Origin of the sequence: Klebsiella sp. CD33, assembly GCF_051992865.1 — a bacterium.
Classification (GTDB): domain Bacteria; phylum Pseudomonadota; class Gammaproteobacteria; order Enterobacterales; family Enterobacteriaceae; genus Klebsiella; species Klebsiella pneumoniae.
Genome location: NZ_CP197023.1, coordinates 2,834,986 through 2,846,681 on the forward strand (window position 1 = coordinate 2,834,986; position 11,696 = coordinate 2,846,681).

Sequence of the window (11,696 nt, forward strand, 5' to 3'; positions counted from 1 at the left end):
CGTTGGAGATCGTCTTACCTTTATTGCGCGGATCCCGGTGCGAATTGGCAGTTATTCACGGCGCAGTCGGCGAGCCAGTCGGGTGCCCAGCGTCTGGATAAGCTGGACAATCACAATCAGCACCAGGGCGGTAGTGAGGGTGGCGAAAGCGTCGAAGCGCTGATAGCCATAGGTAATAGCCAGATCCCCGATCCCCCCGCCGCCCACTGTACCCGCCATGGCGGTGGCGCCGAGCAGACCGATGGTCGCCGTGGTGAGGGCCAGAATCAGCGATGCCGCCGCCTCCGGCAGCATAAAGTGCCAGACAGTCTGCAGCGGGGTTGCGCCCATGGCGTCCGCGGCCTCGAGGATCCCCTCATCCACCTCCAGCAACGAGCTCTCCACTAATCGGGCAATGTAGGGGGCGACAAAGACGATCAGCGGCACGATGGCTCCCGCGGTGCCGATAGTGGTGCCCACCAGCAGTCTGGTAAAGGGCAGGATCACAATCAGCAAAATGATAAACGGCAGCGAGCGCAGCACGTTAATCAGCGGATTCAGCGCCTGATGCACCACCGGGTTGGCCACGATGCCGCCGGGACGGCAAACCACCAGCACAATCCCCAGCGGGACGCCGATCAGCGCGCCAAAGCCCAGCGAGACGGTGACCATAATCAGGGTGTCACGCAGCGCCAGCAGGAACTGATCGCCGGTGATGGCGGTATCAATAAGATCAAACATGGGTGATTTTCACTCCTGCATCGACCAGATGGGTGATGGCGCGGTCGGTTTCGTCAGGCTCGCCGAGGAGCTGCACAATCATAAATCCCAGAATCCGGCCCTGAACTTCAGACATGCTGGCAAACAGGATATTCACCTCGACAGCATACTCGCGGATCAGGTGGTTAATGATCGGCTGCTGCGCCGTCGCGCCGACAAATTCGAGGCGTAAAGCCCGGGCGCCGTTATCGCGCTGCAGGAACGACGCCACCCGCTGCGGCAGGCGGTCGTGCACCACCGACTGCACGAAACTGGCAGTGACCGGATGCTGCGGCTGAGCAAAGAGATCAAAAACCGCCCCCTGTTCAACGATACGGCCCGCCTGCATCACCGCCACCTTGTGACAGATTTTCTGGATCACCGACATCTCATGGGTGATCAGTACGATGGTGATGCCATACCGACGATTAATCTCCTGCAAAAGCAGTAAGATCTGCACCGTAGTGTGGGGGTCGAGCGCCGAGGTGGCTTCATCGCACAGAAGGACCGACGGGTTGGTGGCCAGCGCCCGGGCAATACCGACCCGCTGCTTTTGTCCGCCCGACAGCTCATTAGGGTAGCTGTGGATTTTGTCGCTCAGATCGACGAACGCCAGCAGTTCCGCCACCCGCGCCTGGATAAAGGCCTTGTCGCGGCCCTGTAAAATCAGCGGGATGGCGATGTTATGGAAAACGGTTTTCGAATTCAGCAGATTAAAATTCTGAAAAATCATGCCGATATCTTTTTTGAAGGCCTGCAGGCGCTGGCCGCTGCAGGCCTGTAGCGGCTCGCCGTTTAACAGTACCTCGCCCTCGCCAGGCGTTTCCAGACGATTAATCAGCCGTAATAAGGTGCTTTTTCCTGCCCCGCTGTAGCCAATAATGCCAAAAATATCGCCTCGCTCAATGCTGAGATTAATATCCTGCAAGGCCAGAACCGGATGTCCTTTCCTGGAAAAGCTTTTACTGACGTGGCGAAATTCTATCATCGCGTTATTCATTTTAAATAGTCAGGCAGCAAGTAACCATCATACTGCGGATGGCTGAGAATATATTTTTTGAACTCGGCCGAGTGGTAGCCATCGATAATATCTTTGGCAAACTGCGCCTTCTGATTTTTGCCGGCGACGGTCACGACATTAATAAAATGGCTGGTGGCTGCTTCCAGTTTTAATGCCGAGGTCAGGGACATACCGCTGGAGACGGCAAAATTGCCCTGAATCAGGCCATAGTCGACGTCCGGCAGAGCGCGAACCTGTTGGGCATTATCCATCTCTTTTAGGACTATTTTGTAAGGATTATCTACGATGTTACGCTGCGAAAAAGTGGCCGGATCGCTGTCTGGTTTAATTTTCACCCAGCCAAGGCTCTCCAGCACCAGTACCGCGCGATATTCATTTGACGGCTGGTTTGGTACCGACACGACGGTGCCCGCCGCCGGGGTCCCCAGGGTGGTCAGTTTCCCACCATACAGCCCCATCGGCGGCGTGGGGACCTGCACAATGCCCACGTTATCGATCCCCAGCCGCTCATTAATTGCTTTCAGATATACCGGATGCTGCATAATATTCGCTTCGATATCGCCGCGGGCTACCGCGTCATTCACCTGAATACCGTCGCTGAAATCCTTATATTCGATTTTATACCCTTTACTCAATAAATAGGGCGCGACGCCTTTCTCAAATTGTTCTTTATACGGCCCGGGGTTAAAGCCGACGCGGATAAGATGAGCGTCGGCGGCGGCATAAAAAGAGGTGGCCGACAACAGGGCGAGAGCGATCCCGCGCGCAACTGACTTGTTCATAAGGTATTTTCCTGGAGGGTTGGCGATATTGAACGATTAAATCACAGCCGATTGTGGGTTGTAAGCCAGAACGCCGAATTTCCTTTTGCTAATTCCTCATTAACTTTTGCTATACCGACATATCTTAAAAACAAGAATCTTTTGCGTATATTGTTATTTAGCCAGCCGCTATAAATCCCTTAAAGATGGTCAATTATTCGTGATTTAAACCGGGAATGTTATGCCTGATTTTACTGCTTCGCCGCTGGTGGACGCCCTGGAAGAGAATTTGTTCAGCCTGCTGGAAAAACTGGCCGCGGAGGTCAACACCGAAGCGCTGCCGCTGATCGATCTTTCCAGCGGCAGTCCGGATCAACCCACCCCGCCGGAAGTAATCGACTCGCTGCAGAGCGCTATTCATCGTCGTGAAAACCATGGCTACCCGTCGTTCTGGGGCAAACCACAGGTCCGCGAGGCGATCGCCCGGTTCTATCGCCGGCAGTATGATGTGGAACTCGATCCGCACAGCGAAATCGCCGTGTTTCAGGGTTCGCATATCGGTATAGGCGGCATCCCGCGGGCGCTGCTCAGCCCCGGGCAATACCTCATCTCCACCGATCCCTGCTATCCGATTTACCGCTCGGCGGCGCTGCAGTCCCAGGCGGCGTTTTATGGCCTGCCGCTCAGGGCGGAGAACCATTTCCTGCCGGATTTTAACGATCTTCCCCGGGAAGTCGCTGACAAGGCCGGGCTGGTGGTGCTTAACTATCCGCATAATCCAACCGGCGCCCTCGCCACGCCGGCGCTGTTCGCCAGCGCGCTGCAGTTTGCTCGTCGTCACCAGGTGCCGATCCTCCATGATTTTGCCTATGCGGCCATCGGCAGCGCGGCCAGCGATGCGCCGCTGAGCCTCTTCTCCCAGCCCGACGCCAAAGCATGGGGAGTGGAAACCTATACTTTTTCCAAGACCTTTAATATGGCCGGCTGGCGCTTCGGCTTCGCGGTCGGCAACGCCTCGATTATCCGGGCGTTTAAAAAGCTGCACACCCATAGCTACAGCACGGTGTTTGGCGCGATTCAGGATGCGGCGATCGCCGCGCTCAACCTGCCGGCCGAACGGATTGCGCAGCTAACGGCGGTCTATCATCAACGTCGGGAGTGGGTTCTGCGTCGACTAGCCGCGCTGCGCTGGCCGGCGCGTGACGCACAAGGCACTTTCTTCCTCTGGCTCGGCGTGCCGCCCGGCTACCGTTCGCAGGAGTTTGCCCGTCTGCTGCTGCAGGAAGCGCATATTCTGGTGGCGCCGGGCACGGGTTTTGGCGCAGGGGGGGAAGGATTTATTCGCATCAGCCTGACCGCAGGGGACGAGGCGCTGAGCAACGCGCTGGACCGTCTTGCCCGGCTGGCGCTGTTTTAGTCCGCCGCCGGGAGAAGCAAAAACGCAACCCTGGCCGTCGGGGATTACCCGGCTGACGAGTCCATCACCGACAGCACGATTTTGCCCTCAAGATGCCCCTGCGCTGCTCGCTCATGCGCCATCTGCGCCTGCGCAAGGGGGAAAACGCTGTCAATTGCAACCTGGATGACCCCGGCGTCCAGCAGGTCGGCAAGCCGGGCGAGCTGCGCGCCGCTGGAGCGTACCTGGGTGGTGGAGACCGTCACTCCGCGCTGTCGCGCCTCTTCCGCCCCGGCAAAGCCGAGCGGAAAGATCGGGTACAGCGCGCCGCCGGGTCGCAGGGTACGCAAAAAACGGCCGCTGGCCGGCCCGCCCGGCGCATCAATGACCAGGTCCAGGTCACGCACCGTCTCTTCCACTGCGGTGGTTGTATAGTCGATAACGCTATCCGCGCCGAGCTGACGTAAAAAGGCTTCATGGCGGCCCGCGGCGGCGGCAATCACCTCGGCGCCCTGCCACTTTGCCAACTGCACGGCGAAATGACCGACTCCCCCTGCCGCGCCGTTGACCAGGACGCGTTTACCCGCCAGCGGCACCGGCCGATGCGGCCCCGGCTGCAGCGGATTCGCCACCTCATGCCCGGGATCGATCATGAACTGCCAGGCGGTGAGGAGCGACATCGGCACCGCGGCAGCCTGCTGATGGCTCAGGGTTAGGGGTTTGCGGGCCAGGTCGCTGACCGGCACGCTAACGTACTCGGCGTAAGCGCGGCTGCCCCCTGCCGCCCCTTCGGGAAAACGCGCCATAGCATACACTTCGTCGCCGACCGCCACCTCCCGGACGTCATCCGCCCGCACCACCACCACCCCGGAGAGATCGGTCCCGAGGATCAAGGGAAAGCGGACCTCGGGCCGCCACTCCGGGGGCAGCTGTTGATAGCCATCGCGCAGATAGCTGTCCGGCGGGTTCACGCCCACCGCGTGCACCTGTACCAGTACTTCACCGGCCTGCAGGACCGGCATGGGCGCATCCTCATAGCTCAGGACTTCCGGCCCGCCAAAGGCGTGCTGTTGAACAGCCTTCATCATCTGCGTCGACATCGCTTTCTCCTCATATGGAAATGCGTTATATTTAACGGAGCACTGTTCCGAATATATGGAGCAGTGCTCCGATTGTCAAGGAACGCCAATGAGAGCTGATGCCAGAAAAAATTATGACCTGTTGATCGAGGTGGCCCGGGACGTCTTTGTGGAGCAAGGCGCTGAGGCCTCGCTGCGCGATATCGCCCGCCGGGCGGGCGTCGGAATGGGAACCCTCTATCGCCACTTTCCCAACCGCGACAGCCTGCTGGAAGCCCTGCTCCGCAGCCGCTTTGCGGCGCTAACCGCCCGGGCTGAGTCGCTTCTGCTCGCCGCCGATCCTGCCGCGGCGCTGCTGGAGTGGCTGGCCGAGAGCGTGGCGTTTACCCATCAGCATCGCGGGATCATCGCCCCGCTGATGAGCGCCGTCGACGATCCTGAGTCCGCCCTGCACAGCGCCTGCGTTGCCCTGCGCGCCGCCGGTACGTCGCTGCTTACCCGCGCGCAGCAGGCCGGGCTGGCACGGCCAGATCTCAGCGGAGAGGAGCTGTTCGATCTGATCGCCGCGCTTGCCTGGCTGCGGGAGCAACCGTCCCATGCCCCGCGCGCAGAGCGGATTTTAGCGGTGCTGGCCGACGCGATCCTGACTGCCGGCTAGCGGCGGCCGGTCACCGACGAGACAGCGCGCCTGGCGGGTAACCAGAACACCAGCCTTTAACGATCAAACGCCCAGCGAGCCCCGCTGGTCAGCGCCCGCTCGAAGGCGGGACGGCCGGGGCCTGCCAGCCAGCCGGCGAAGGTGTGCAGCTGCGGGTGCAGCTGGCGCAGGGCGTCGAGGTCGGCGTGCCCGGCCAGCCGCCCGTCGTCCACCAGCCCGGTCAGCTTGTGCAGAAAAGGACTGGCGGCCAGCACCTCGTCGGAAAATCGCGAATAGGGGATCGGCCGTCCCGCCGCCGCGGAGAATAACCCCTCCAGCTGACGGCCGGTCACGCTGTCGCTGGCGATCTCGAACGTCTTGCCGGCAAACCGCGCCGGCGCGGCAAAAACCGCCGCGACAAGATGGCCGATATCCTCCACCGCCAGCACCTGCATTCTCCCCTCCGGCAACATAAAAAATTGAAAACGACCTTCATCAAGGCCAAAACCAGGCATCACCAGCAGCTCCATAAAGGTGGCGGGCCGCACGATGGTCGCCGCCAGCGGCAGGCGGCGAATATGCCGTTCAATTTCCGCTTTGGTGTCATAATGCGCTACGCCGGTCGGCGTCTCCCCCGTCGCGCTGCCGGAGCTGTACACCAGATGCTTCACCCCGCACTCGACGGCGAGATCGGCGATGGTTATCCCGTAGCGTACCTCCTGCTCATCGGTCACCGTCCCTCCCGGCGAACTGGGCTGGACGCTGAAGACGCCGTCGACCCCGGCCATCGCCGACCGCATTGCCGCCCGGTCTTCAAAGGTACCCACGACCAGCTCGGCTCCCCGCGCCGCCAGCGCAGCGGCCCCGGCGGAGAAAGGATCCCTGACCAGCGCCCGAACCCGCCAGCCGCGGTGCAGCAGCGCCCGCGCCACCGAGCCGCCCTGCTGACCGGTGGCGCCAAAAACCAACACGGTTTGCGCATTATTCATCACTGTTCCCCTTATCTGCAGCCTGTTTCCCGGCCTCTCGCCAGCGATAGTCACCTTGCTTATCCTTCTCCAGCCAGCCGCAGGAAGGCCCGGCAAAATGCCCGGTGAACCATTGAGCATGATGGCTTGCCCCCCACGCCATCATCTCCCGTCGCGAGACTTCCGCCTGCCGGGGATCGCCGCAGAACGCTGAATTCCACTGCGGATGGGCAAACTGGATCGGGGAATGCAGAAGATCGCCGGAGAAACAGGCGTAGTCATCTCCGGCGGCGAGGACCAGCGCGGCATGGTCCGGACTGTGGCCGGGGGTGGGAATAAAGTCGATCCGTCCGCCGACCCGCGGCCGGGTCGCCACATCGACGGTCTCCAGCTGGCCGGCCTCAATCACCGGCAGCAGGCTGTCAAGCCACAGCGCCCGGTAGCGTTCGCTGTTTTTCACCCGCGACAGCTCTTTTGCCGAGCACAGATAGCGGGCGTTGGGAAACAGCGGCACCCAGCGATCGTCCTGCCAGACGGTATTCCATCCGACATGGTCGGTATGCAGGTGAGTCAGTAGCACCAGGGTCACGTCCTCCGGGTTCACCCCCGCGGCGCGGAGATTCTCCAGATACGGCGTGTTAAGTTGATGATAGAGCGGATTGCCGCCGCGCTCCCGACCATTGCCGGTGGCGGTATCGATAACAATCAGATCGTGGGGGGTCTGCACCACCCAGCTGTGGATTGACAGCGCAATCGGCTGAATAACGGCCTCCGCCTCCGCTACCGGGAACGCCTCTGGATAGAGCGCTGCCGGCTGCAGGGAAATCTCGCGCTCCGGCACTTTGAAAATCAGGCTATCGCCTGTCTGGTAAGTTTGCATCACTCCCTCCGCGCGCATTGCGCTGGTTGATTTATCGGGGTGATATTCACTATGCTGCCGGGATAACCCACATTCAAATTGATTATCATAATGAACAAAATCATTGAAAATGATTTTAGTCGTATCGATCTGAATCTGTTGACAGTCTTGATGGTGCTGTACCGCGAAGGGAGCGTCACCCGCACCGCAGAGGTGCTCCATCTTGGCCAGCCGGCTATCAGCGGGGCGCTGAAACGGCTGCGCGAGATGTTTGACGACCCGCTGTTCGTCCGCAGCGCCAGAGGCATGCTGCCGACACCGCGGGCGCAAGCGCTGATGACCGACCTGCAGCCGCTGATGGAAAACCTGCATTCGGCGATGTTTGGCGCCGGAGAGTTCGTCCCGGCGCGCGCGCAGCAGCTTTTTCGCATCGGCCTCAGCGACTGGAGCGAACACTGGCTGATGCCCCCGCTGTTACCCGGGCTGATGCAGGAGGCGCCCGGAGTGTCACTGCAGTCGATAGCCACCGACCCCTTCCAGGTTCGCCAGTTGCTGGAGGAGGAGCGCATTGATGTCGCGGTGTCTGTCAACAAACAGAGCCGCGGGGAGGTGGTCAGCGAGCCAGTGATGACCATGGGAGTCACCACTCTGTGGTCGCCGCAGCAGATCCCCTGTCGCGGGCCGCTGTCGGTGAGCGACTTTGTCGCCTGGGAACATGTGATGGTGGCCTATCGTGAAACCGGCCACGGGGAAATAGACCGCCAGCTCGCCAGCCAGGGACTCGCGCGGCGCGTGCGCTTTGCCACGCAGAATTTCTCCACCTTTCCCCTGCTGCTGACCACCCTGCCGCTGTTCGCCACCGTCCCGCAGGGGCTGGCGCAGCGCTGGCAGGCGCAGCACGCGTTGCGTGCAGACGCCCCGCCGGTAGCGTATCCGGAATTTACGCTGTGCATTTTGCGGCACAAACGGCGGGCGCAGGATCCGGCGCTGAACTGGCTGGTGACGATGTTAAAACAGGCCATGCGCGGCCAATAACCGGGCCGATGCCCCGGCATCAGGCCTCGCTGTGCGGGGGTTGCAGCACACGCCTGCTCCAGTCATAAAACGCGCGCACCGCCGGCGGCAGATAGCGGTTTTGCGGATAGACCAGCGACAAGGGAAGATCAGAAGCGGCCTGCTCCAGACAGGCGACCAGCGCCCCGCTCTGCAGATAAGGTTGCGCCAGATAGCTGGCGACGCGGATCAGGCCCAGCCCCTGAATGCCAGCCTGAATGTAGGCATCGGTATCGTCGACCACCAGCGTCTCCCGCATGCGGATCGCGCAGTCGCCTTCATCGAGGGAGAAAAGCCAGTCGATGGTCCGCCCGGTACGGTGATTCAGGTAGCCCACCGCCCGATGCTGGTGCAGTTCGTCGATGCTCTGCGGCCGGCCGTGGGCCGCGAGCCAGGCCGGCGAGGCGAGGACCATCCAGCGGTAGCGGGCCAGAGGACGCGCCACCAGGGTGGTGGAATCTTCGATCCGCCCGGTACGGATCACGCAGTCGAATCCCTCCTGAATAATATCTTCCACGTTGTCGCTTGAGCAGAGGATCAGCTCCAGATCGGGATACTGCTGCAAAAACTCGCCGATCCTCGGCAGAATGCAGTGGCGGGCAAGGGATTGCGGCATCCCTACCTTGAACCGCCCGGCGGGCTGAGCCGAGCGCCCGGGAAAGGAGGCTTCCATCGCCGCCATCTCGGCCAGCAGCCTTTTACACTCCTCATAATACCGGCGACCCTCCGCCGTCACGCTGAGCTTGCGGGTGGTGCGCTGGAGAAGCTGCGCCCCGAGCCAGGCTTCCAGCTCCTTCACCACCCGCGATACCGTGGAGCGCGGCTGCCCGAGCACCTCCGCCGCGCGGGCGAAGCTGTGGGCATCCACGACCGCAACATAGACCTGCATGGCATCCAGTTTGTCCATTTCGTTACCCCCCCGGCGTTCATTATCCCATTATTACGAACAGTCTAACCCGAAACGCTGTACTTATCGAATGACGACCGTCCCCCTACACTGAGCCTGTAGCCCGTCAACACAAGGCTTAACTGAGCAAGGAGTTAAAATGAAAACTGATAATTTTAATCATGCGGAAAAGGTATTGGTGCTGGGAGCGGGACAACTGGGCGCCGCCGTTCTCGATGCGCTGGTGCCTGCGGTAATCGAGCGCCAGGGCACGGTCTCGGTCATCGTCTCGCCGGCGGCCTGGGATGAAGCCGGCCAGCTGCGGTCGTCAAACCATCAGGCGCTGGCCGACGCCGGAGCCACCTTCCTCGCCGTCGACATCGCCGGTAGCGCCATGGAGACGCTGGCCGATCAGTTTCGCGGATTCACCACCGTGATTAACTGCATGGGGTTTGTCGCCGGTCCGGGGACACAGCTGAAAATTACCCGCGCGGTGCTGGCGGCCGGGGTACCCCGCTATTTTCCCTGGCAGTTTGGCGTCAATTACGATGTGGTAGGCAAAGGCAGCGGTCAGCCGGTCTGGGACGAGCAGTACGATGTCCGGACCCTGCTGCGCGCGCAGCGGGCCACGGAGTGGGTCATTGTCTCCACCGGGATGTTTACCAGCTTTCTCTTCGAACCAGACTTCGATGTAGTGAATTTATCCAACCGAACCCTTCACGCCCTTGGCAGCTGGGATACCCAGGTGACCGTCACCTCACCGGCGGATATTGGCCGCCTGACCACGGCGATTTATCTGCATCAGCCGCGGATCGTCAACGAGGTGGTGTTTGTTGCCGGCGAAACGACCTCTTACCGGCAGTTGGCGGATACCGTGGAGCGCGTAACGCAGCAGACGTTCAGCAAAGCCGTCCACACCCTGCCCGCCCTGCTGGAGCAGCTGCGGACAGACCCGGATGACGCCATGCTGCGCTATCGCGCCGCCTTCGCCCGGGGGGATGGCGTGTGGTGGCCGATGGGCGACACCTGGAATGCCCGCCACCAGCTGCCGACCCAGGACATTGCCGGCTGGCTGCAGACCGCGCGCTGATTTTCTCTCACAGGACAGAATGACGATGAACAAGTTAATTCCACTGATCGTATTGAGTTGTCTGCTGCCCCTGGCGGCAAATGCCAGAACCATCACCGCCACCGGCGATACCCTGGACCATGCGGAGAGCAAAATCCGCCAGCAGGCCGCCCGCGAGGGCGTGACTACCTATCGCATCACTGAAGCGCGAATGGGCAACAAAGTGCATATCACGGCGAAAATCGCGGACTAAAGCACCGGCGTCAGGCTCAGGGATGAGCTGCCGGCAGCCCGCGCGCCAGGTCAGGCGCTCATTTTTTCCCGTCGACGATCGCGGCCCGGCGGCGCGCCATACAGGCGAGCGTATTCCCGGGTGAACTGCGACACGCTGATATAGCCCACCTCCCCGGCAGCCTGCGCAATACTAATCCCTTCCGCCAGCATCAGGCGGCGGGCGTGGATCAGGCGTAACTGCTTCTGAAACTGCAGCGGCGACAGCGTGGTCATGGCGCGGAAATGACGGTGAAAGACAGAGACGCTCATCCCGGCGGCGTCGGCTAGCGCGTCGACGCTGACTGGCTGCATAAAATCCCGGCGCAGCATCGCCACCGCCCGGCGGATCCGCGCCGAATGGCTGTCTACGGCGCCCAGCGCCCGGATGGCCGGCCCATGGACACTCTGCAACAGCCAGTAATGCAGTTCCCGCCGCAGACCTTCCCCCAGCACCGCCAGCGCCCCCGGTTGATCAAACAGCCTTGCCAGCCGGTAAGCGGCATCCGTCACATCAGCGTTCATCGGTTCGATACCAACGCGGGGCGCCTCATCCGGCCCTGACGGCCCGGCCTCCTGCAGCTCGCGCAGGATAGCCAGGTCCAGCTCCAGCACCAGCGCGTAATAGGGAAAACGCTGACTGGCCTCGGTGATCTGGCTGGTGGTGGGAACATCCGCGGCAATCACCATCGCCTCGCCCGGGCCATAGTCAAAGCTCGCCAGACCGGTGGTCACGCTCTTACGCCCCTGGAGCAGCATGGCCACCAGCGGCCTGGCGATAGCCGCCTGCAGGTCACCAGGATGCAGGGCCCGCACCAGGGTGATGCCGGGAACCGGGGTAACCGCCACCCCGCTGCTATCGACATGAGCATCGGCAAACCGGCGGCAGAGATCGAACAGGGCGTCGCGCATAAGTTCCTTTCAGGCAAGTTTTAAAGCCTGAGTATGCGCTATTTCCC

General features: G+C 61.5%; 13 protein-coding genes. 5 read left to right on the forward strand and 8 right to left on the reverse strand.

The features are described 5' to 3' along the window. Positions 1–51: 51 nt before the first annotated feature. From ACR809_RS14130 to ACR809_RS14140, 3 genes are read right to left on the reverse strand one after another with little or no spacing between them, the layout of a single operon-like run. Entirely contained in the window at positions 52–720 is a 669-nt protein-coding gene (locus ACR809_RS14130; RefSeq protein WP_064177255.1) for a methionine ABC transporter permease, read from the reverse strand. After that, positions 713–1,726: a methionine ABC transporter ATP-binding protein gene (locus ACR809_RS14135; protein ID WP_122051361.1), complete on the reverse strand. Its 1,014-nt coding sequence runs from the start codon at positions 1,724–1,726 to the stop codon at positions 713–715. Before ACR809_RS14135 ends, ACR809_RS14130 begins: the two co-directional genes overlap by 8 nt. Before the next feature lie 8 nt (positions 1,727–1,734). Further along, complete coding sequence (locus ACR809_RS14140; protein WP_002902393.1) at positions 1,735–2,541, reverse strand: MetQ/NlpA family ABC transporter substrate-binding protein; 807 nt, start codon at positions 2,539–2,541, stop codon at positions 1,735–1,737. A gap of 220 nt (positions 2,542–2,761) precedes the next feature. Between ACR809_RS14140 and ACR809_RS14145 the strand changes: the two genes are divergently transcribed. Next, positions 2,762–3,937 carry an aminotransferase class I/II-fold pyridoxal phosphate-dependent enzyme gene (locus tag ACR809_RS14145; protein WP_016532114.1) on the forward strand — a complete coding sequence of 392 codons (1,176 nt, stop codon included), beginning with the start codon at positions 2,762–2,764 and terminating at the stop codon, positions 3,935–3,937. 44 nt (positions 3,938–3,981) lie between these two features. Here the strand turns inward: ACR809_RS14145 and ACR809_RS14150 are convergent, their stop codons facing one another. Beyond that, positions 3,982–5,016 carry an NADP-dependent oxidoreductase gene (locus tag ACR809_RS14150; RefSeq protein ID WP_122051362.1) on the reverse strand — a complete coding sequence of 345 codons (1,035 nt, stop codon included), beginning with the start codon at positions 5,014–5,016 and terminating at the stop codon, positions 3,982–3,984. Between the two features lie 88 nt (positions 5,017–5,104). On the opposite strand from ACR809_RS14150, the gene ACR809_RS14155 reads away from it, so the two are divergent. Beyond that, positions 5,105–5,653 (forward strand): TetR/AcrR family transcriptional regulator, encoded by a 549-nt coding sequence (locus ACR809_RS14155; protein WP_100111671.1) that lies wholly within the window; start codon positions 5,105–5,107, stop codon positions 5,651–5,653. Positions 5,654–5,709: 56 nt separating this feature from the next. On the opposite strand, the gene ACR809_RS14160 is transcribed toward ACR809_RS14155, so the two are convergent. Further along, the gene (locus tag ACR809_RS14160) at positions 5,710–6,621 is read right to left on the reverse strand and encodes an NmrA/HSCARG family protein (protein WP_032417074.1); all 912 of its coding nucleotides are present in this window, start codon (positions 6,619–6,621) and stop codon (positions 5,710–5,712) included. After that, on the reverse strand, positions 6,614–7,483 hold the full coding sequence (locus tag ACR809_RS14165; RefSeq protein WP_020324664.1) for an MBL fold metallo-hydrolase: 870 nt from the start codon (positions 7,481–7,483) through the stop codon (positions 6,614–6,616). The genes ACR809_RS14160 and ACR809_RS14165 overlap by 8 nt, the downstream gene beginning before the upstream one ends. An 87-nt stretch (positions 7,484–7,570) precedes the next feature. On the opposite strand from ACR809_RS14165, the gene ACR809_RS14170 reads away from it, so the two are divergent. Further along, on the forward strand, positions 7,571–8,494 hold the full coding sequence (locus tag ACR809_RS14170; RefSeq protein WP_102096347.1) for a LysR family transcriptional regulator: 924 nt from the start codon (positions 7,571–7,573) through the stop codon (positions 8,492–8,494). 19 nt (positions 8,495–8,513) lie between these two features. Here the strand turns inward: ACR809_RS14170 and ACR809_RS14175 are convergent, their stop codons facing one another. After that, positions 8,514–9,419 carry a LysR family transcriptional regulator gene (locus tag ACR809_RS14175; RefSeq protein WP_004190483.1) on the reverse strand — a complete coding sequence of 302 codons (906 nt, stop codon included), beginning with the start codon at positions 9,417–9,419 and terminating at the stop codon, positions 8,514–8,516. Positions 9,420–9,558: 139 nt separating this feature from the next. On the opposite strand from ACR809_RS14175, the gene ACR809_RS14180 reads away from it, so the two are divergent. Continuing rightward, positions 9,559–10,488 (forward strand): aromatic alcohol reductase, encoded by a 930-nt coding sequence (locus ACR809_RS14180; protein ID WP_004179577.1) that lies wholly within the window; start codon positions 9,559–9,561, stop codon positions 10,486–10,488. A 25-nt stretch (positions 10,489–10,513) separates the two neighbouring features. Next, the gene (locus ACR809_RS14185; protein WP_004176413.1) at positions 10,514–10,720 is read left to right on the forward strand and encodes a YdgH/BhsA/McbA-like domain containing protein; all 207 of its coding nucleotides are present in this window, start codon (positions 10,514–10,516) and stop codon (positions 10,718–10,720) included. Between the two features lie 50 nt (positions 10,721–10,770). On the opposite strand, the gene ACR809_RS14190 is transcribed toward ACR809_RS14185, so the two are convergent. Further along, positions 10,771–11,649, reverse strand: a complete 879-nt coding sequence (locus ACR809_RS14190; RefSeq protein ID WP_032102814.1) for an AraC family transcriptional regulator — start codon at positions 11,647–11,649, stop codon at positions 10,771–10,773. Between the last annotated feature and the right edge of the window lie 47 nt (positions 11,650–11,696).

Coding starts and splice junctions, on each gene's coding strand:
- ACR809_RS14130 (WP_064177255.1), bottom strand. CDS start 720: ATGTTTGATCTTATTGATACCGCCATCACCGGCGATCAGTTCCTGCTG.
- ACR809_RS14135 (WP_122051361.1), bottom strand. CDS start 1,726: ATGATAGAATTTCGCCACGTCAGTAAAAGCTTTTCCAGGAAAGGACAT.
- ACR809_RS14140 (WP_002902393.1), bottom strand. CDS start 2,541: ATGAACAAGTCAGTTGCGCGCGGGATCGCTCTCGCCCTGTTGTCGGCC.
- ACR809_RS14145 (WP_016532114.1), top strand. CDS start 2,762: ATGCCTGATTTTACTGCTTCGCCGCTGGTGGACGCCCTGGAAGAGAAT.
- ACR809_RS14150 (WP_122051362.1), bottom strand. CDS start 5,016: ATGTCGACGCAGATGATGAAGGCTGTTCAACAGCACGCCTTTGGCGGG.
- ACR809_RS14155 (WP_100111671.1), top strand. CDS start 5,105: ATGAGAGCTGATGCCAGAAAAAATTATGACCTGTTGATCGAGGTGGCC.
- ACR809_RS14160 (WP_032417074.1), bottom strand. CDS start 6,621: ATGAATAATGCGCAAACCGTGTTGGTTTTTGGCGCCACCGGTCAGCAG.
- ACR809_RS14170 (WP_102096347.1), top strand. CDS start 7,571: ATGAACAAAATCATTGAAAATGATTTTAGTCGTATCGATCTGAATCTG.
- ACR809_RS14175 (WP_004190483.1), bottom strand. CDS start 9,419: ATGGACAAACTGGATGCCATGCAGGTCTATGTTGCGGTCGTGGATGCC.
- ACR809_RS14180 (WP_004179577.1), top strand. CDS start 9,559: ATGAAAACTGATAATTTTAATCATGCGGAAAAGGTATTGGTGCTGGGA.
- ACR809_RS14185 (WP_004176413.1), top strand. CDS start 10,514: ATGAACAAGTTAATTCCACTGATCGTATTGAGTTGTCTGCTGCCCCTG.
- ACR809_RS14190 (WP_032102814.1), bottom strand. CDS start 11,649: ATGCGCGACGCCCTGTTCGATCTCTGCCGCCGGTTTGCCGATGCTCAT.